This window comes from Achromobacter sp. ACM03 (assembly GCF_014851665.1).
GTDB lineage: Bacteria > Pseudomonadota > Gammaproteobacteria > Burkholderiales > Burkholderiaceae_B > Achromobacter > Achromobacter aegrifaciens.
In genome coordinates, this window is record NZ_JACVAD010000001.1 from 1282713 (window position 1) to 1299532 (window position 16820).

Here is a 16820-nt window from a genome sequence, read left to right on the forward strand (position 1 = left end):
TCGATTTTCTTGACATGAAAATAAGTTTTGCATTAAGGACAAAGTAAGTGCCTTTGCACTAGACCCGCATGACAACGGACCCACGCATGAACGAAAAAACCAAGACCTGGCGCAGCACCACGACGACGCGCAGCTGGAGCGCCGCGAAGGACCTCACGCCTGAACAGCGCGCCAACATCGAAGATCTGCTGGACGGCGGAATGGACGGCGCCACGGTCAACGAGACCTGGAGCTATGCCGGCATTGAAAACGGCGAGTCCTTCAAGGTCGAGATCAAGAATGGCGCGGTCACGGTCAATGGCCGCAAATACGACAGCCTGGACGAAGTGCCGCGCGCCGAACGCGAACGCATCGAGGCATTGCGCGCCGGCCAGGGCGATGGCGGCCTGTGGGACATGCTGCGCAATGCCGGCGTGGACGTGGAAAATCTCGCGCCGGGATTGAAGCCGCAGGGCGCGAAGCCGGAGTTCGTGATCGAGACCGATGAGCCGACGCCGACCCGCGCCCCGACGGCAGCCGTCCAATCGGACCCGAACGCGGGCCTCCCTCCGGGCGCCGTGCCGGCCAAGGGCGGCGGCCTGCGCAGGACGCTGCTGATCGGCGTCGCGATCGGCCTGGGCTGGTGGGTGGCGCGGGCGCTGAACCTGTTCTGAAGCGCCCGGGACTGCGCAACGCGCCCGGCGAATTGTTTCAAAACTTGGCCGGCGCACGCAGCATTGCCGCCCCCGACATGCATGGAAACATAAGGACAAAACCCGCCAGGAGCGACACGCCTACGATCTGGGATTCCCGATGCGCGCGGCCTGCGCGCCTGGAGTCCGGATGCGCGTACTGCACTCGCTCAGAGCCCGTGTCGCAGCCAGCCTGGCAGGCATAGGCTCTCTGGTCGCCGCGGCCAGCGTGGCGATTTACGGCGCCTACGGCAAGCTCAACCGTGCGTCCGAACCCGTGTATGGCTCCGATATCTCGATCCAGACCGGCCAGTGGCAGGTGGTGCCGCGCCGGGCCTGGACCGCCTCCACGCCCAAGGTCTATGGCGTGCCGCTCAAGCCCGGCGCCACGGCGCTGGTGGTCGAGGCCGACCTCACCAACCGCACCGCCGAATCGAGCGCCGACTATCTCGGACTGCTGCGCTGGAATGCGCCGTTGGGTTCGGCTGCCGGCAAGCCCATGGTGGTCGGCCTGCGCGACTCCCAGCAAATGCCTTATCTGCAGCCCGGCCTGCCCGAGCGCATGGCCTTCGTCTGGATGCTGCCCCCCGCGGCCGCGGTTCCCATGCGCACCGCGCTCGCGGTGCAGAGCAAGATCTACAAGCCCGTCGACAACCTGTATGGCGCGCCGGGCTGGTTCAATCCCGCGAACGTGGGCCGGATCGAGTTGCCGATAGCCCCGGGCGGCGCGCCGGAGTCGGCCCCATGAGCGCGCGGCTGGGCACCCTGCTGCTGGTGCTGGCCGCCGCGCTGGCCCTGTACGCCATGCAGCGCACCACGCCCCGCTACATGGCGCTAACCGGCCCCATAACGGCAAGCGGCGCCATGGGACAGACGGTGAGCGCCAGGCTGTTCGACGTCACTGTGGAGCGCGTGCAGTTCGCGCAGCAGCTGAACTACAAGAGCCTGAGCGCCACGCAGACGCGCACGACGGGCGGCGTCTGGGCCATCGTCTGGCTGCGCTTGGCGGCACGGGACACGTCGGCCACGGTCGGCGAAGCCGCCTGGCTCGGACCCGGCGGCCTGGCCTACCGCCACACGGACCGCCTTGCCCTCGCGCGCAACCAGCCGCCCCACGCCTTGGAACCCGGCCTGCCGCGCACCGTGCGGCTGGTGTTCGAGATCCGGCCGGATCAGGCGCGCGGCGCCACGCTGCTGCTGTCCGCGCGCTATGACCCGCGCCTGGATTCGCAGGTGCGCATTACGCTGGACGACGTCCCGCTGGACGCCTCCGGCCGGCCCATCGCCGCCGCCAACCATGATCTGGAACAGGAGGCCGCCCCATGAACGATGCGGCCGCGAGCGAACGCCGCTGGCGCCGCCGCAGCCTGTGGCTGCTTCCTGTGCTGCTCGCGCTGACGCTGTACTGGAGCGGTCGCGACAGCGTGGCCCGCTGGCTCGCAGGCCGTGAATTGCAGCCGCGCGAAATCGCGGCGGGCGCGCAGGCGCCGCTGGGCGGCGCGCAATGGCAGCTGCGGCAATTCGCGGTACTGGAACCACCTGCCGGCAGGGGTTGGCAGCCCGGCTCGCGCGCCGCGCTGGCTGCTTTCTCCGTGCAGGTGCAATCCGCCGATCTGCCCACGCGCTGGCGCGGCTGCCGTATTGCGCTGCACGACGCGCAGGGACGCACCTGGCTGCCCGCCATCGCCCCGGCGCTGCGCCTGCCGCGCGGCACCGCACGCGGTTGCGTGGCCGCGGCCCACAGCGGCGCCGCACCCGGCGCCAGCGTCGAAATCATGGAAGCCTTCATGGTGCCCGCCGACGCAGCCGCGCCCTGGTCTATCACCGTGTCCATCGACGCCGAACGGCCCGCCTACCTGCGCTTCGCGCCGCCGGAGCCTGCCGGCTGACTCACGCTGCTGGCGCGGGCGCCGCGCTGCGCATCTTCCAGGGTGCGTAAGCGCATTCCAGCACGGCCGCAAGAAAGCAGATGCGCACGGGTTCGATCAGCAGACCCGTGGAAGAATCGCGGAAGGGGCTGCCGAACAGCAGCGAAACGCCATGCGCCAGCACCTGCCAGGTATCCAGGTCGTGCGGACCGATCAGGCGCGCCGCGCCGTACCACAGCCACGCGGCGCCCCAGTCGATCAGGCGGTAGCCCACGATGAGCGTAACCAGCAGCAGCGCGCTGCTGTGAAAGGCCAGCCGCACGCCGCTGGCCAGCGGCAGATAGCGCTTGCGGTAGCCGGCCACGAAATGCTCGACGAAATCGCGCAGAAAGCGCGGCACGGCGCGGTAGCGATCGCCCAGCCGTTGCAGCCGTTCATAGCGCCTGAGATCGGCATCGTCGCGCACGTCATAGCCATAGACCAGTGCGGCCATCACCAGCCATATCACCGGCAACAAGGCATAGAAGAACAGGCTGAGCAGCGCGGCGCCCAGGCCGCGCCCCTGCGCCTCCACGGGCGTCATGCCCGCCGCCCAGGCATTCGTGACGGGCGTCAGCATGTTCATCAGGGACTGCAACAACGCCTCCAGGCCGCGCCGGTCGGCCAGCCACTGCCACGCCTGGTCCTTCCAGCGGCTGATGACGTACAAGCCGATCAGCACCCAGTTGGTTTCGCACAGCACCACCAGCCATTGCCAGCGACCCTTGCCCGTGCGGTCGCGCGCCGTCACCGCCGCCTTGCGCACCAGCCAGGAAATCGCCACCGACACCAGCAGCCAGCGGGAATCCAGCGCGTCCAGCACATTGCCGTGCTCGCCCAGCGGATCCAGCCCATAAGCAAGACGCGAGTATTGCCGCACGATGTCGCCCAGGAAACCCCAGGCGGCGTAGTAGGCGAAGAACGGCAACAAGGCCACGGTCAGCGCCCGCCCCAGACGTCCGTTGCTGCCGCCGGCCTCCGCCTGTCCGGCGCGCGCCGCTTCCTGTGCGCTTTGCAAGGCTGGCAGACCCGGTAGCAGCACCAGGAACATGGCGACAGTGGTGACCAGCTGAGCCAGGGCCACCAGCGTAAGCACGGCCAGGCCGGCCAGATGGTTGGCGAAGCCGGTCTGCGCCGCCACCCACAGCAGCACATCGCGGGCCAGCGTGCCTGCCAGCACCAGCGCCATCAATTGCGGCCAGAACCGCAGCCACAGCCGGCCGGTGAGCGCCCATGGCGCGAGTACGGACTCGAGCATGCCTACACCCTGCAGTGCGCGGATTGAAGCGGACGATGTTAATGCCGCCCGGACGCGCGGAGTGTTACCGCTCGCCACGATTGCGCACAGGGTGTCAATATACGGATATGAGCACATTGACATTCCGCCCCGCTACCGCCGACGACGTCCCCGCCTGCCTGACGATCCGCGGCCAGACGAGAGAGAACGCATTTTCCGTGGAGGAACTGCACGCATTGGGCATCACCGAGGACAGCTGGGCCGCTGGCGTGCGCTCAGGCGACCTGCCCGGCTTCGTCGCCTGCGCGCACGGCCGGGTGACAGGCTACTGCTTCGGCGACCGCGAGACCGGCGAAATCGTGGTGCTGGCGCTGCTGCCCGAAAGCGAGAACCAAGGCGCGGGCAAGACGCTGCTGCAACTGGTGGTCCGCCATCTGGCCAGCCTGGGACACGAACGCCTGTTCCTGGCATGCGCCAGCGAACCCGCCGTGCGCTCCCATGGCTTCTACCGCCACTTGGGGTGGACGCCCACCGGGGAGCGCGACGAGGCCGGCGACGACATCCTGGAACTGTTGATCAGATAGTTTCCAGGCGCCAGCCTTCCCTGCCCGCAACCAGCCGGTGCGTCAGGTCCAGACGCTCCATGAACGCGTCGTCATGGGACACCACGACCAAGGCGCCCCGGTAGGCGCGCAGCATCGCCTCCAATGCCTGCATCGAAGGCAGATCCAGGTGATTGCTGGGTTCATCCAGCAACAGCAATTGCGCGGGCGGGTCGGCGTACAGCGCGCAGGCCAGCGCGGCCTTCAGGCGCTCTCCCCCGCTGAGCTCGCCGCTGGGCGCCGCGATCTTGCGCGCGTCCAGCCCCAGTTGGGCCAGGCGCGTGCGCAAGTCGGCTTGCGTCGCGCTGCGATTGGCCGCCTGCAACTGCTCCAGCACCGGCCGCTGCGGCGCCAGCATGGCCAATCCCTGGTCCAGATACACGGCCTTTGCCGCGACCCGGCAGGTTCCGCCCGGTGCCTGCAGCTGTCCCGCCAGCACCTTGAGCAAGGTCGACTTGCCGCAACCATTCGGACCGACCACGCCCACCCGTTGCTGCCCGCCCAGCGTAAGGTCGATGCGGCGCGTGGCGGCCGGAACAAACGGCAGCTCCACTGCATCCAGTTCGGCGACGCGCCGCTGCGCCGGCATCGCGGCGGGCGGCGCATGCAGCACGATGGCGTCCTGGTCGTCGACCTGCGCGGCCGCCTCGCGCACGCGCAAGGCAAGCCGCTCGCTGGCCGCCGCATGCTGGTGGCGCAGCTTGCCCGCGGAAGTTTCACTGCGCGCCTTCTGCCGGCCCAGCAGGATCTTGGCCTGATTGGCGTCGCGTGCCTGACGGTTGCCGCGCGCCTGGCGGCGTTCCTGGCGTTCGTGCTGTACACGCAGGGCCTGTTCCTCGCGTTGGCGTTCATGCTTGCGCTGCTCCAGCAGCGACAGCGCATTGCTCCGTTCCTCTTCCTTGCGCTGCGCGTAAAAGCTGTAGCCGCCCCCATACCCGCGCAGTCCTAGCGTCGACAATTCCACGATGCGCTGCATCGCCTCCAGCAATTGCCGGTCGTGGCTGATCACCAGCAAACCGCGCGGCCAGCGTTGCAGCTGCTCGGCCAGGGCCTGCCGGTTCGGCCTGTCCAGATGGTTGGTGGGTTCGTCCAGGATCAGGAAGTCGGCGTCCGACAGCAACGCGCCGATCAAGGCGACACGCATGGCCTCGCCGCCGCTGAGCGCGGCGGCCGGCGTCGCCGCATCCAGATGGCCCAGGCCGCAGCGTTCCAGCTCCTGCTGCAACGCGAGGCGCGCACCCCAGCGCTCGCCCACGATGTCGAAGTCCTCGGCGGCGGCGCTGCCCGCTTCGATGCGCTCCAGCGCAGCCAACGTGGCCTGCATGCCCGCCAGGCCGCCCACGGTTTCCGCCACGCCGGGCGCCGCCTGCTGGGCCAGGTAATGCACGCTGCCCGAGCGCAGGCAGCGGCCGCGGGCCGGCGGCAGCTGCCCGGCAAGAATGCGGGCCAGCACGCTCTTGCCCACGCCATTGCGGCCCACCAGCCCGGTAGGCCGCAGGTCGAACTGTTCGTCGAGACCGGAGAATAGCGTTCTGCCGTCCGGCAGAACATAAGACACGCCTTCCAGCGCGATATAGGGATTCGTCATGTGCAATTCCAAGGATGCCAAGAACTCCCCCTGCTCTTTGGGGGTGGGTGGAGACTGGCCGTCGCGTAGACGGCGGCATCAGTGGCGCATGGCGAATGACTCCTGGTGAGGTGATGAATACCGCATTGTAATGGGGATCACCGCCTGACCTGGGCATCCTGCTCGATCGTGGCTAGCAGAACGCGCCTGAGGGCGCTGGTCAGATGGCTGCGCGCCTCGTTCTCGAACAGCCCGACGGTGCGCTGCGCGGAGGGATCATCGAAGTAAGCCACGCGCAGCCGCGGATCTTCCTCCCAATGCGCCGCGCGCGTCAGCGGAACAATGGTCACGCCGACATCCTGGTGCACCAGTTCAACCATGGTCCGCAGCGAATTGATTTCCAGGTACTCGCCAAACTTCAGGTGATTCCTGCGGACGAAGGCATCGATCAGCGCCCCCGTGTGCGTGTCGCGCGAAGGCCGCAGGAAGAGCCGCCGCGCCATCAGGCTGGCCACGTCCGCCTTGCCCGCCGCCTGACGGTTGGCGATGAACACAAAGGGTTCTGTGTAGAGCGGCGTCCATTGCGTGCCCGAAGGCAGCTTGTGGGCGTTCTTGACCGCCAGCGCCGCGTCCAGCTCCCCTGCCCGCACGCGCAGCGACAGGTCGCCGGAAAAACTGATCACCGGCTGCACGTTCAGCTTGGGATGCGAGTCCCGCAGGGTCAGTACGGCGCGCGCAAGGAACGCCATGGACGTGCCCACCGACCCCACATCGATGGAACCCACCAGCTCGTCGCCGGCCGGGCCGTCGCGCAGGTCGTCGTACACCGCCAGCAGTTGCTCCGCGCGCGGCAACAGCCGGTGTCCGCCTTCGCTCAGCGACACGATCTTGCCGCTGCGGTCGAACAGGGTGACGCCCAGGTCGTCTTCCAGCGCGCGCATCTGCAGGCTGACCGCGGCCGGCGTCAGCGACACCCGTTCCGACGCCGCGGCGAAAGACCCGCTGCGCGCCACGGCGACGAAGGTGCGGAAGAAGCGGATCGAGCTCATCGGGTGGGCGCCATATCGGTAAGAAGAACTTTATATATCACAAAGTAATTTTAGTTTTACTTCTTTATGACAGGACGTCAAAGTTACGTCGTCCCGCAGCCGAGCCGGCATAGCGGCCCCGTCAACCGTATCGTCACCATCGCGCTGCCGCGGCAGGCGCCGGGACGTGAGCTACGAGCCCCCTATGCTTCGCTTCGCACTCTCGCGCATCGGAATGGCCATACCGACACTGCTGATCGTGTCCGTCGCCGTTTTCGTGCTGATCCGCATGATCCCGGGCGATCCGGCCCAACTGCTGCTGGGCGACCTTGCCGACCCCGCCAGCCTGGAAGAACTGCGCCAGCGCATGGGCCTGGACCTATCCTGGCCCGCGCAATTCGCCTTGTGGTTCGGCGACCTGCTGCAGGGCGACCTGGGGAAATCCATTACCACCGGCCAGGCCGTGCTGTCCCTGGTCTGGGACCGCTTCCTGGTCAGCGCCCCCATCGTGCTGGCCGCCGTGGCGGCCGCCGCCCTGGTCGCGGTGCCGGCCGGCATCATCGCCGCCTGGCGCCAGAATCGTGCCACCGATATCGCGCTGGTCGGCATGGCCACGCTGCTGGTTTCCATCCCCACCTTCTGGCTGGGCCTGCTGCTGTTGCTGCTGCTGGGACTGAAGCTGGAATGGCTGCCGGTCGTGGGCTACGTGTCGGTGTCGGAGGACGCGGTCGCCGGCCTGCTGTACCTGGCCATGCCCATCCTGACGCTGTTCCTGCACGAGATCGGCGTGCTGATGCGCATGGCGCGCGCCAGCGCCCTGGAGGTCCTGCGCCTGGATTACGTAACCCATGCCCGCGCCAAGGGCCTGAGCGAGCGCGCGGTGCTGACCCATCACGTATTCAAGAATTCCTTCGGCCCCACCTGGACCCTGATCGGCCTGGTGCTCGGCAATCTGCTGGGCGGCATCGCGGTGGTCGAGACCGTGTTCACCATACCCGGCCTGGGCCGCCTGCTGGTCGATTCCATCTTCGCCCGCGACTACCCGGTGATCCAGGGTTGCCTGCTGTTCGTCGCGGTCATCTACGTGCTGGTCAACCTGTTCGTCGACCTGCTCTATCCCGCCTTCGATCCCCGCGTTGGAGCGGAGTAAACCGCCATGCAACTGACTACAGCCATCAATCCCGTGAAACCGCGGCGCCGCCGCCTGCCCACCAATGCGGCCATCGGCGGGGTCATCATCGCCATCGTCGTGGGCGCCGCCCTCATCGGCGCCGTCTGGACCCCGCGCGACCCGCTGGGCATCAGCTTCGCGTCCCGGCTCAAGCCGCCAGGCGCCCAGTTCTGGCTGGGCACCGATGAATTCGGCCGCGACGTGCTCAGCCGCCTGATGGTGGGCGCCTCGACCAGCGTCTGGATCAGCCTCTTGACCGTTTCGTTCTCCATCGTGCTGGGCACCGCCATCGGCGTGCTGACCGGCTTCGTGCGCGGCTGGACCGACCGCATCATCATGGCCTTCAACAACGCCCTGCTGGCCTTTCCCGGCCTGCTGCTGGCGCTGGGCCTGCTGGCGGTGGTAGGCGCCAACAAGTACGGCATCATCCTGGCGCTGGGGCTGGCCTATACGCCTTCGGTGACGCGGATCGTGCGCGGCACGGTGCTGTCGCTGCGCGAGAAGGAATTCATCGAATCCTCGCGCGTGCTGGGCAATTCCGAGCTCTACACAATGTTCCGCCACGTGCTGCCCAACTGCGTCGCGCCGCTGACGGTTCTGGCGACTTCCATGTTCGGCTGGGTCATCCTGGCCGAAAGCGCCCTGTCCTTCCTGGGGCTGGGCGTGCCGCCTCCCGCGCCGACCTGGGGCAACATGCTGGCCTCGGCCCGTCCGTTCATGGCGCAGGCGACGTATCTCAGCATCTTCCCCGGCATCTGCATTTCGCTCACGCTGCTGGGCATCAACCTGCTGGGCGACGCCGTGCGCGACCGCCTGGATCCGCGCATGCGTACGGGTGAATGACATGACGACCAAGCATATGGACGCCGGCGCGACGCTGGCAGAGGTGAACGGCCTGACGCTGACCGTGGGCGCGGGCGGCCGGGAAATCGTCAAGCGGGTCAGCTTCTCCATCAAGCCCGGGGAACTGGTCGGCATCGTCGGCGAATCGGGCAGCGGCAAGACCCAGGCAGCGCGCGCCTTGCTGGGCCTGACGCCGCCGCCGCTGGTGCGCGCGGCGGGCTCGATCACGTTCGAAGGCAAGTCGCTGACCGACGCCCGCCCCGCCACCCTGCGCAAGCTGCGCGGAGCACGCATCGGCATGGTCTTCCAGGAGCCGATGACCTCGCTCAATCCTTCCATGAAGATCGGCCGCCAGCTCGACGAAGGGCTGGCGCTGCACCGCAAGGACCTGTCCGCCGCCGCCCGCAAGCAGCGGATACTGGAGATGCTGGCGCGCGTCGGCCTGCGCGACCCCGCGGCTGCGCTGGACGCCTGGCCCCATGAATTCTCCGGCGGCATGCGCCAGCGCATGATGCTGGCCGCCGTCATGCTGCTGGAACCCGCCCTGCTGGTGGCCGACGAACCCACCACGGCATTGGACGCCGTGGTGCAGCGCGACGTGCTGGAACTGATGCTGGAGCTGACCCGCGCCCGCAATACGGCCGTGCTGATGATCAGCCACGACCTGCCCATGGTCGCCAAGTACACCGAGCGCATGATCGTGATGCGCCACGGCGAGATCGTGGAAACAGGCACCACCCAGCAGATCCTGGACCGTCCCGCGCATCCGTACACGCGGCAATTGCTGGCGGCCATGCCCATGCGCGGCCCCGCCCGTCCCGTTCCGACCGAGGCGCCCATCGTCGACGTGCGCCAGCTGCTGGTGGACTACGCCGGCCGCCAGCGGCTGTTCGGCCGCACCCAGGCCAAGCGCGCCCTGCACGGCATCGACCTGCAGATCCGGCCGCGCGAGGTGGTGGCGGTGGTGGGCGGATCGGGTTCCGGCAAGACCACGCTGGGCCGGGCCATCGCGGGGCTGCTGGCCCCCACGGACGGCGGCATCTACTTCCGCGGCAAGCCCATTGCGCAGACGGGCGCCGCCTGGAACGACTACCGCCTCAACTGCCAGATGGTGTTCCAGGATCCCTATTCCTCCTTGAATCCGCGCATGACGGTCGGCGAGCTCACGGCCGAAGGCTTGCGCCAGGTGGACGGCATGACGGCGGCGCAGAAGGCCGAACGCGTCCAGACCGTGCTGACCGAGGTCGGGCTGGGCCCGGAGTACGCCAGGCGCTACCCGCATGAATTGTCCGGCGGCCAGCGCCAGCGCGTGGCGATAGCCCGCGCCATCGTACGGCGCCCCGCCTTCGTGATCGCCGACGAGCCGGTCTCGGCGCTGGACGTGACCGTGCGTGCGCAGGTGCTCAAGCTGTTTGCCGAATTGCAGCAACGCCACGGCTTTTCCTGTCTGTTCATCAGCCACGACCTGGGCGTGGTCGAGCAGGTGGCCGACCGCGTGGTCGTGATGCAGGACGGCCAGATCGTCGAACAGGGCCTGCGCGACCAGATCTTCGACGCGCCCCAGCATCCCTACACGCGCAAGCTGCTGTCGGCCATTCCGGCCCTGGAGGCCAACGACAGCGGCGGCGTACGCCTGAAATGGCGGTTCGACCAATGACGCCCGCAGCCCCGCAGGCATAGGAACAGACATGGAAGCGCAAGCCTACTTTCCGCTGGTCGAGGTAGCCGGCACGCCTTACCAGCGCGGACTGCAGCACGGACGCCTGGCCGCCGCGCGCGTGCGGCGCAGCGCCGGGATCTACGCCCGTGCGCTGCAAGAGCTGCGGTACTCGCCCGCGGACCTGCGCCGGCTCATCGCGAACTTCTCGCGCGCCGTCGAGGATTTCGAGCCTGCCTACCTGGACGAGATGCGCGGCATCGCCGAGGGCGCCGGCGTTTCCTTCGAAGACGTGCTGATGATCAACGCCCGCACCGAGATCGTGGCCCAGGCCCGGCGCGCGCAGCTTGCCGGTTCTGCCGCGGTGGCAAGCGACGAATGCACCGGCGCTGCCATCCTGCCTGCCCGCAGCGCCAACGGCAGCTTCCTGCAAGGCCAGAACTGGGACAACCGCCAGGACTGCGCCGACACCATCATCATCCTGCGCGTGCTGCGCGACGACGGCCCCGACGTGCTTACCTTCGTTGAAGCCGGCGGCCTGGCGCGCTATGGCATGAACTCGGCCGGGTTGACCCTGAACGGCAACGGCATGTCCTCCAGCCGCGACTACCAGCAGGACGGCGTACCCCTGCCGCTGGTGCGCCGCAAGGCCCTGGAACAAGAGCACTACGCGCTGGCCCTGCAGATCGTCACCGGCACGCCTAAAGCGTGTTCGTGCAACCTGATCCTGGGCACGCAACTGGGCCTGGCACTGAGCCTGGAATGCGCGCCCGACGAGACCTTCCTGGTCTATCCCGAGGACGGCCTGCTGGTCCACGCCAACCATTGGACCAGCCTAGTGGCGCTGGGCAAGCTGAAAGAGACGGGCATCGCCAGCTCGCCGGAAAGCCTCTACCGCGACCAGCGCGTGCGCCAGCGCCTGTCCGCCGCGGGCAACAAGCTCGGCGTGCAGGACCTGAAGGCCGCCTTCGCCGATACCCACGCCACTCCCTTTTCCGTCTGCCGGCCGGGGCGCGTCAGCGCCCAGGGCTATGCATCCTGCACCACCGCGACGCTGATCATGGAACCCGCGGCTGGCGTGCTGGAGGTCGCGCGCATGCCCTGGCAGGGCGCCACCTACGCCCGCTATACGGTGGAACGCGGATCCTCCCCTTCCTTCTGAACGTCTTCCGGCTGCAAACCGCTCACAACAAGGACCCATCATGAAACGACCTCTGTATGCGTACACTGCCCTGGCCGCCCTCCTGACGGCCGCCGCGCCGGCCCTGAGCGCCACCGTGCTGCGCGCCCACCAGGACGCGGACATCCGCAGCAGCGATCCTGGCGTCAACCGCGACGCCAATACCGATGGGGTGATCCTGCACGTGGTTGAAGGACTGGTCGGCTACAACGCGAAGGGCCAGCCCGCCCCCTTGCTGGCCGAGAAGATCGACGTATCCGAAGACGGCAAGACCTACACCTTCCACCTGCGCCAGGGCGTGACCTTCCACAACGGCGCGCCCCTGACCGCGGACGATGTGGTCTGGAGCTGGAACCGCTACATGGATCCCAAGACGGGCTGGCGCTGCCTGACCGACTTCGATGGTCGCATCGGCCTGAAAGTGGAAAGCGCCGCCGCCACCGATCCCGCCACCGTCGTGTTCAAGCTGGACCGGGCCGCGCCGCTGTTTCTCGATTCGCTGGCGCGCAGCGATTGCGGCATGACGGCCATAACCCATCGCGACTCCGTCAAGCCCGACGGCACCTGGGACAAGCCCATCGGCACCGGCCCCTTCCGCTTCGCGGAGTGGCGCCGCCGCGAATACGTGAGCCTGACGCGCTTCGAGAACTACGCCAACCGGCCGGGCAAGCCCGACGGCTATGTGGGTTCCAAGCGCCCGCTGGTCGACGAAGTGCGCTTTGTCGTGATCTCCGACCCGGCGACGGCCAAGACCGCCCTGGCCAGCGGGGCTATCGACGTGATGTCCAAGGTGCCGTATTCCGAGGTCGCTGAATTGGCGCAGAACAAGGCCATCAGCACCAATGTCTCGCCCCAGTTGGCGCCTTCCACGCTGACGATCCAGACGCGCGACAAGCTGCTGTCCAATCCCTATCTGCGCCAGGCCATCGCCGCGGCGCTGAACTACAAGGAACTGGTGGCCGGCGTGACCTACGGCCTGACCGAGCCCAACAACTCGCTCGTCCCCGTAGCTTCGCCCTACTATGGCGAAGCCGAAAAGCAGGGCTACGTCTACGACCTGGCGCGCGCCAAGGCGCTGCTCGCCAAGGCCGGCTACAAGGGCGAGAAAATCGTCATTTCGACCAACAAGCGCAATCTGCCGAACTACGACGCGGCCGTGATCACACAGGCAATGCTGCTGCAGGCCGGCATCAACGCCGACATCGAGGTGCTGGAATGGGGCGCCCAGCAGGACAAGTGGCAGAAAGGCAATTACCAGATGATGTCGTTCTCGTACTCCAGCCGCATGGACCCCGCCCTGAACTTCGAGGCCGTCACCGGCGACAAGAGTTCCCAGCCGCGCAAGCTGTGGGACGACCCCGCTGCCCGCGCGCTGCTGGAAAAGGCCACCAACGCCACGGCGCCCGCCGAACGGCAGGCCTTGCTGGATCAACTGCACCGGCTGATGCTGGAGCAGGTCCCCATCATCCCCTTGTTCAATACCTTGAGCACGGGCGCATACCGCAAGAACGTCCAGGGCTTCGAATCGTCGATCTTCGGCGCGCCGCTGCTCTGGGAAGTCTCGAAGGCCGACTAGGAACGCCACCATGAATCAAACCCTGTATCTGCTGGGCGACATCAACCTCAAGGGTGTGGATGACGCCAGCGGCCTGTTCGACCGCGTCAGCCAGCCGCTGCGGCAAGCGGACCTGGTGTTCGCCAACCTGGAATGCTGCCTGTACGACCTGCCCGAGCACGCCCAGGAGCGGCGCGGCTTCTATACCTCCCCCCGGCACGCGCAGGTCCTGCGCGACGCCGGCCTGCAGGCGGTGGGCAACGCCAACAATGTCAACATCGGCCATGAAGCGGTGCTGTCCTCGCTGGCGGCCTTGCGGAACGCTTCCCTGTCCAGCGTGGGCGCCGGTGCGAACGCCAGTGCCGCCCGCGCTCCGCTGATCGAGGTACGCGACGGCGTGCGCTACGGCTTCCTGCAGCGCACCGCCGTGTACTGGCCGGACAACCACGAAGCCACCGCGCATCATGCCGGCGTCGCCATCATCCGCGGCCATACCGCCTACCGGCCGCGGCTGGAAATGCAGGCGGCGCGCACGCGCCCCGGCGTGCCGCCCGAAGTGCTGACCTGGGCCGATCCGGAGTCGCTCGCGCAATTCCGGGCCGACGTGGCGGCGCTGCGGGAACAGGCGGACGTCGTGATCGCCTCGCTGCACTGGGGCTACCGGCGCGAAGTGCTGCAGTACCAGCGCGAGTACGCGCATGCGGCCGTCGAGGCCGGCGCCGACATCGTGCTGGGACATGGCCCCCACATGATCCTGCCGATCGAACTGCATCGCGGCAGGCCCATTCTTTACGGCAGCGGCAATTTCTCCTTCCAGGTCGCCCACCAGGCGGACGCGCATACGGAGTGGACCGGCATGACGGTTCGCGTCGACATCCGCGACAAGCGCCCCGCCGCCATGCAGTTCCGTTTCGTGCAGCGCAACGACGCCAACCAGACCGTATTCCTGCCCGCGTCCGACGTGGCCCAAGAACGCGACCTGCTGATCCGCTCGTCCGCCGCGCTGGGCGCGGACCTGCACGCCGACGGCGATGCCCTGCTGCTGGACCTGACCGGCCACACCGCCTCCTGAACATCCGTCTCCCCCATTTGATGCTCCCATGAAATACGCCCCGTTTCCCCTAGTCTCGATCTCCGGCGCCCCCTTTGAACGCGGCGTGCAGTACGGCCGCGCCGTGCCCGAACGCATTGCCCGCAGCGCGCGGCACTATCGCGGCGAACTCGACAAGATCGGCACTTCCATGGCCGCCCAGGCTGCCCTGATCAAGGAGTTCGCAGACCAGATCCAGAAGTTCGACCCCGCGCATACCGAAGAAATGCGCGGCATCGCGCAAGGCGCGGGCTGCGCCTTCGACGACGTAGCCCTGATCAACGCCCGTACCGAAGTCATCGCCAAAGCGCGGCTGCTGGCCAAGATGGGCAACCTGGACCCCGCCGAGGGCGAATGCACCGCCGCCCTGGTCATGCCCGGGCGCAGCGCGACAGGCACGCTGATCCATGCGCACAACTGGGACTGGGAACCCGACGCCTGCGACAGCACCATCGTGCTGCGCGCCACCCTGGAAAGCGGCATCACCTTCCTGACGCTGGTGGAGGCCGGCGGCCTGGCGCGGCACGGCTTCAACTCGGCCGGCATCGGCCTGACCGGCAACTATCTCAGCAGCGACCGCGACTACACGCAGTCCGGCGTGCCGCTGAGCAGCGTGCGGCGCGCTGTGCTCTGCCAGCAGCACGTCGCCATCGCCATGCAGCTGATCGCCGCCACGCCCAAGGCCTGCTCCAGCAACATGATCGTCAGCCAGAACGGCTGGGTGATCGACTTCGAATGCGCGCCCGACGAGAGCTTCACCTTGCTGCCGCAGGACGGCCTCTTGACCCATTCCAACCATTTCATGAGCGAAGTCGCGCTGGGCAAGCTGCGCGAAGCGGGCCTGAAGAATGCCGTGGACACCTATTACCGGGCCTGGCGCGTGCGCCAGTTGCTGGACGCCTGCGGCCCCCGGATCACGGTGCCAGACGTGCGGCGCGCCCTGGCGGACGACTGGGCCACGCCCTATTCCGTCTGCCGCCCGCCGCGCGGCACGCTGACTGGAGGCCGCTCGGCCACCGTCGCCACCCTGGTGCTGGACACCGCAGGACTCACAATGGATATCGCCGCCATGCCGTCGTTCGGGCAGTTCTTCACCCGCTATGGCCTGGAGGGCGAGGCCTATCCGATCGACTGAACGGGTTGGGCCATGAGCGCATGTTTTTCATGCGCATCGCCGGCGCGAAGGAATATTGCCGGGGCCCGCCTTGCAAATCCTGGACGAGATCGGGACGCTGGCGCGGGCAAGCGCTCTCAAAATGCGCAGGACCGTCATCCCACCAGCGCTTCCAGTTCCTTGGAGGCGGAACGCGAAACGCGCTGCCCTTCCTTTGCCGCATTGACCTGCAAGGCCACGCGCGCCACGTCCATGACTTGTTCGACCTGCGGATAGCCGCCCTTGGCCTGCAACCAGGCCAGCACGTCCGCCAGGTGCCAAATCGAGGTACTGCCCTCATGGACCGGCAGCGGAAAGCTGTCTGGATACGCCAGCATCAGTTTGCGCATGTTCTGGCGCGAGACGCCGACGATCTCGGCCACATCAGTCAGGCCCACCAGATCGGGTGCGGCCTCGATCAGCTTGGCGGTTGGAACCGCGCGCCTGACGTCTGCCAGCGCCGAGCGCACGGCGGATTCCGCGCTTTCAGCCTCGCGGGTGAACTCCAGCGCGATGCGTCCCGGCAGCCCGGTGCCGACCAGGGCATCGTCGCAACCGGCCGCACCCAGGCGTTCGACCAATGCATCCATGTCATGGTCGCCGTCGGCAAGCTGGTACTTCAAGGTGAAGGTGTATTCCATCGCACTACTCCCATGCGCCGCCGTCAGCCCTAGGCAAGTGGCGGTGCGCAGTACAGTTATTTACGACGCGCAGCAAGGCGCGCGCATGATTGCCGGGGTTCTTCGGGGTGCTCCAGATGCTGGTGATGCAGAATTCGCCGCAGCGGCAGTCCGCCAGATTGCTGGGGCAATAGATCCGCCCCCATGCGTGGCTACCGCCAACTTCCACACGCCAGCCGCATTCTTCGGCATGGTGCAGTGCTGCCTCGACCTCTTTTTTGGGATGGGACGGACGAGCCATCATTGGTATCCAGTATGAAGACATAAGAATAGGTTGTCAATAGACAACCAAGCCACAGCTTCAGGGGATGCCAACAGCGTCGGGCGTCGTGAACGAACGGCGTTCTTTGCGCCATGGCCGCCGGTCCTGAAAGCCGACATTGCAGCTTATCGAGGGCGCTCGCGGGAACCAAGGCGGAATCCGTCTGAGAAACGGACGAAAAGGCTGGAATGGCTTGCGGGTTCTACCATCGCGGCCC

Annotated in this window: 17 protein-coding genes; 12 read left to right on the top strand and 5 right to left on the bottom strand. The window is 67.4% G+C overall.

Annotated elements, in window-relative coordinates:
- The first annotated feature begins 86 nt into the window (after positions 1 to 86).
- The 4 genes from IB257_RS05820 to IB257_RS05835 all read left to right on the top strand — a co-directional run bounded on the left by IB257_RS05820 (position 87) and on the right by IB257_RS05835 (position 2560).
- On the top strand, positions 87 to 653 hold the full coding sequence (locus IB257_RS05820; RefSeq protein WP_192491997.1) for a hypothetical protein: 567 nt from the start codon (positions 87 to 89) through the stop codon (positions 651 to 653).
- A 169-nt stretch (positions 654 to 822) separates the two neighbouring features.
- A complete protein-coding gene (locus IB257_RS05825) occupies positions 823 to 1419 on the top strand; it encodes a hypothetical protein (protein ID WP_192491998.1) in 597 nt (198 codons plus the stop codon).
- Positions 1416 to 1997, top strand: a complete 582-nt coding sequence (locus IB257_RS05830) for a hypothetical protein (protein ID WP_175181309.1) — start codon at positions 1416 to 1418, stop codon at positions 1995 to 1997. Before IB257_RS05825 ends, IB257_RS05830 begins: the two co-directional genes overlap by 4 nt.
- Positions 1994 to 2560, top strand: a complete 567-nt coding sequence (locus IB257_RS05835; protein WP_054456364.1) for a hypothetical protein — start codon at positions 1994 to 1996, stop codon at positions 2558 to 2560. The genes IB257_RS05830 and IB257_RS05835 overlap by 4 nt, the downstream gene beginning before the upstream one ends.
- A 1-nt stretch (position 2561) precedes the next feature.
- Here the strand turns inward: IB257_RS05835 and IB257_RS05840 are convergent, their stop codons facing one another.
- Positions 2562 to 3836 (bottom strand): hypothetical protein, encoded by a 1275-nt coding sequence (locus IB257_RS05840; protein ID WP_119451379.1) that lies wholly within the window; start codon positions 3834 to 3836, stop codon positions 2562 to 2564.
- 107 nt (positions 3837 to 3943) lie between these two features.
- Between IB257_RS05840 and IB257_RS05845 the strand changes: the two genes are divergently transcribed.
- Positions 3944 to 4399 carry a GNAT family N-acetyltransferase gene (locus IB257_RS05845; protein ID WP_192491999.1) on the top strand — a complete coding sequence of 152 codons (456 nt, stop codon included), beginning with the start codon at positions 3944 to 3946 and terminating at the stop codon, positions 4397 to 4399.
- Here the strand turns inward: IB257_RS05845 and IB257_RS05850 are convergent.
- The gene (locus IB257_RS05850; protein WP_192492000.1) at positions 4392 to 6005 is read right to left on the bottom strand and encodes an ATP-binding cassette domain-containing protein; all 1614 of its coding nucleotides are present in this window, start codon (positions 6003 to 6005) and stop codon (positions 4392 to 4394) included. The two genes, IB257_RS05845 and IB257_RS05850, sit on opposite strands and share 8 nt — an antisense overlap.
- 137 nt (positions 6006 to 6142) lie before the next feature.
- Positions 6143 to 7033: a LysR family transcriptional regulator gene (locus tag IB257_RS05855; RefSeq protein WP_054456360.1), complete on the bottom strand. Its 891-nt coding sequence runs from the start codon at positions 7031 to 7033 to the stop codon at positions 6143 to 6145.
- A 184-nt stretch (positions 7034 to 7217) separates the two neighbouring features.
- On the opposite strand from IB257_RS05855, the gene IB257_RS05860 reads away from it, so the two are divergent.
- The 7 genes from IB257_RS05860 to IB257_RS05890 are packed head-to-tail and all read left to right on the top strand — an operon-like array spanning position 7218 to position 15643.
- On the top strand, positions 7218 to 8162 hold the full coding sequence (locus IB257_RS05860) for an ABC transporter permease (RefSeq protein ID WP_054456359.1): 945 nt from the start codon (positions 7218 to 7220) through the stop codon (positions 8160 to 8162).
- Positions 8163 to 8168: 6 nt separating this feature from the next.
- A complete protein-coding gene (locus IB257_RS05865) occupies positions 8169 to 9026 on the top strand; it encodes an ABC transporter permease (RefSeq protein WP_192492001.1) in 858 nt (285 codons plus the stop codon).
- 1 nt (position 9027) lies between these two features.
- On the top strand, positions 9028 to 10683 hold the full coding sequence (locus IB257_RS05870; RefSeq protein WP_119451375.1) for an ABC transporter ATP-binding protein: 1656 nt from the start codon (positions 9028 to 9030) through the stop codon (positions 10681 to 10683).
- A gap of 31 nt (positions 10684 to 10714) precedes the next feature.
- Positions 10715 to 11845: a C45 family peptidase gene (locus tag IB257_RS05875; protein WP_192492002.1), complete on the top strand. Its 1131-nt coding sequence runs from the start codon at positions 10715 to 10717 to the stop codon at positions 11843 to 11845.
- Between the two features lie 40 nt (positions 11846 to 11885).
- Positions 11886 to 13439 carry an ABC transporter substrate-binding protein gene (locus IB257_RS05880; RefSeq protein WP_192492003.1) on the top strand — a complete coding sequence of 518 codons (1554 nt, stop codon included), beginning with the start codon at positions 11886 to 11888 and terminating at the stop codon, positions 13437 to 13439.
- A gap of 10 nt (positions 13440 to 13449) precedes the next feature.
- Entirely contained in the window at positions 13450 to 14490 is a 1041-nt protein-coding gene (locus tag IB257_RS05885) for a CapA family protein (RefSeq protein ID WP_192492004.1), read from the top strand.
- A gap of 28 nt (positions 14491 to 14518) precedes the next feature.
- On the top strand, positions 14519 to 15643 hold the full coding sequence (locus IB257_RS05890) for a C45 family peptidase (protein ID WP_192352409.1): 1125 nt from the start codon (positions 14519 to 14521) through the stop codon (positions 15641 to 15643).
- 134 nt (positions 15644 to 15777) lie between these two features.
- Here the strand turns inward: IB257_RS05890 and IB257_RS05895 are convergent, their stop codons facing one another.
- Positions 15778 to 16302 (bottom strand): AlpA family transcriptional regulator, encoded by a 525-nt coding sequence (locus tag IB257_RS05895; RefSeq protein ID WP_192328258.1) that lies wholly within the window; start codon positions 16300 to 16302, stop codon positions 15778 to 15780.
- Between the two features lie 4 nt (positions 16303 to 16306).
- Positions 16307 to 16582, bottom strand: coding sequence for a hypothetical protein (locus tag IB257_RS31495; RefSeq protein ID WP_082401177.1), 276 nt, complete (start codon positions 16580 to 16582; stop codon positions 16307 to 16309).
- Positions 16583 to 16820: the final 238 nt, after the last annotated feature.

Bases quoted from the DNA above. Each gene is read 5' to 3' on its own strand.
- IB257_RS05890 (WP_192352409.1), top strand. From the start codon at position 14,519: ATGAAATACGCCCCGTTTCCCCTAGTCTCGATCTCCGGCGCCCCCTTT.
- IB257_RS05830 (WP_175181309.1), top strand. From the start codon at position 1,416: ATGAGCGCGCGGCTGGGCACCCTGCTGCTGGTGCTGGCCGCCGCGCTG.
- IB257_RS05850 (WP_192492000.1), bottom strand. From the start codon at position 6,005: ATGACGAATCCCTATATCGCGCTGGAAGGCGTGTCTTATGTTCTGCCG.
- IB257_RS05875 (WP_192492002.1), top strand. From the start codon at position 10,715: ATGGAAGCGCAAGCCTACTTTCCGCTGGTCGAGGTAGCCGGCACGCCT.
- IB257_RS05895 (WP_192328258.1), bottom strand. From the start codon at position 16,302: ATGGAATACACCTTCACCTTGAAGTACCAGCTTGCCGACGGCGACCAT.
- IB257_RS05825 (WP_192491998.1), top strand. From the start codon at position 823: ATGCGCGTACTGCACTCGCTCAGAGCCCGTGTCGCAGCCAGCCTGGCA.
- IB257_RS05865 (WP_192492001.1), top strand. From the start codon at position 8,169: ATGCAACTGACTACAGCCATCAATCCCGTGAAACCGCGGCGCCGCCGC.
- IB257_RS05855 (WP_054456360.1), bottom strand. From the start codon at position 7,033: ATGAGCTCGATCCGCTTCTTCCGCACCTTCGTCGCCGTGGCGCGCAGC.
- IB257_RS05860 (WP_054456359.1), top strand. From the start codon at position 7,218: ATGCTTCGCTTCGCACTCTCGCGCATCGGAATGGCCATACCGACACTG.
- IB257_RS05885 (WP_192492004.1), top strand. From the start codon at position 13,450: ATGAATCAAACCCTGTATCTGCTGGGCGACATCAACCTCAAGGGTGTG.
- IB257_RS05870 (WP_119451375.1), top strand. From the start codon at position 9,028: ATGACGACCAAGCATATGGACGCCGGCGCGACGCTGGCAGAGGTGAAC.
- IB257_RS05845 (WP_192491999.1), top strand. From the start codon at position 3,944: ATGAGCACATTGACATTCCGCCCCGCTACCGCCGACGACGTCCCCGCC.
- IB257_RS31495 (WP_082401177.1), bottom strand. From the start codon at position 16,582: ATGGCTCGTCCGTCCCATCCCAAAAAAGAGGTCGAGGCAGCACTGCAC.
- IB257_RS05840 (WP_119451379.1), bottom strand. From the start codon at position 3,836: ATGCTCGAGTCCGTACTCGCGCCATGGGCGCTCACCGGCCGGCTGTGG.
- IB257_RS05835 (WP_054456364.1), top strand. From the start codon at position 1,994: ATGAACGATGCGGCCGCGAGCGAACGCCGCTGGCGCCGCCGCAGCCTG.
- IB257_RS05880 (WP_192492003.1), top strand. From the start codon at position 11,886: ATGAAACGACCTCTGTATGCGTACACTGCCCTGGCCGCCCTCCTGACG.
- IB257_RS05820 (WP_192491997.1), top strand. From the start codon at position 87: ATGAACGAAAAAACCAAGACCTGGCGCAGCACCACGACGACGCGCAGC.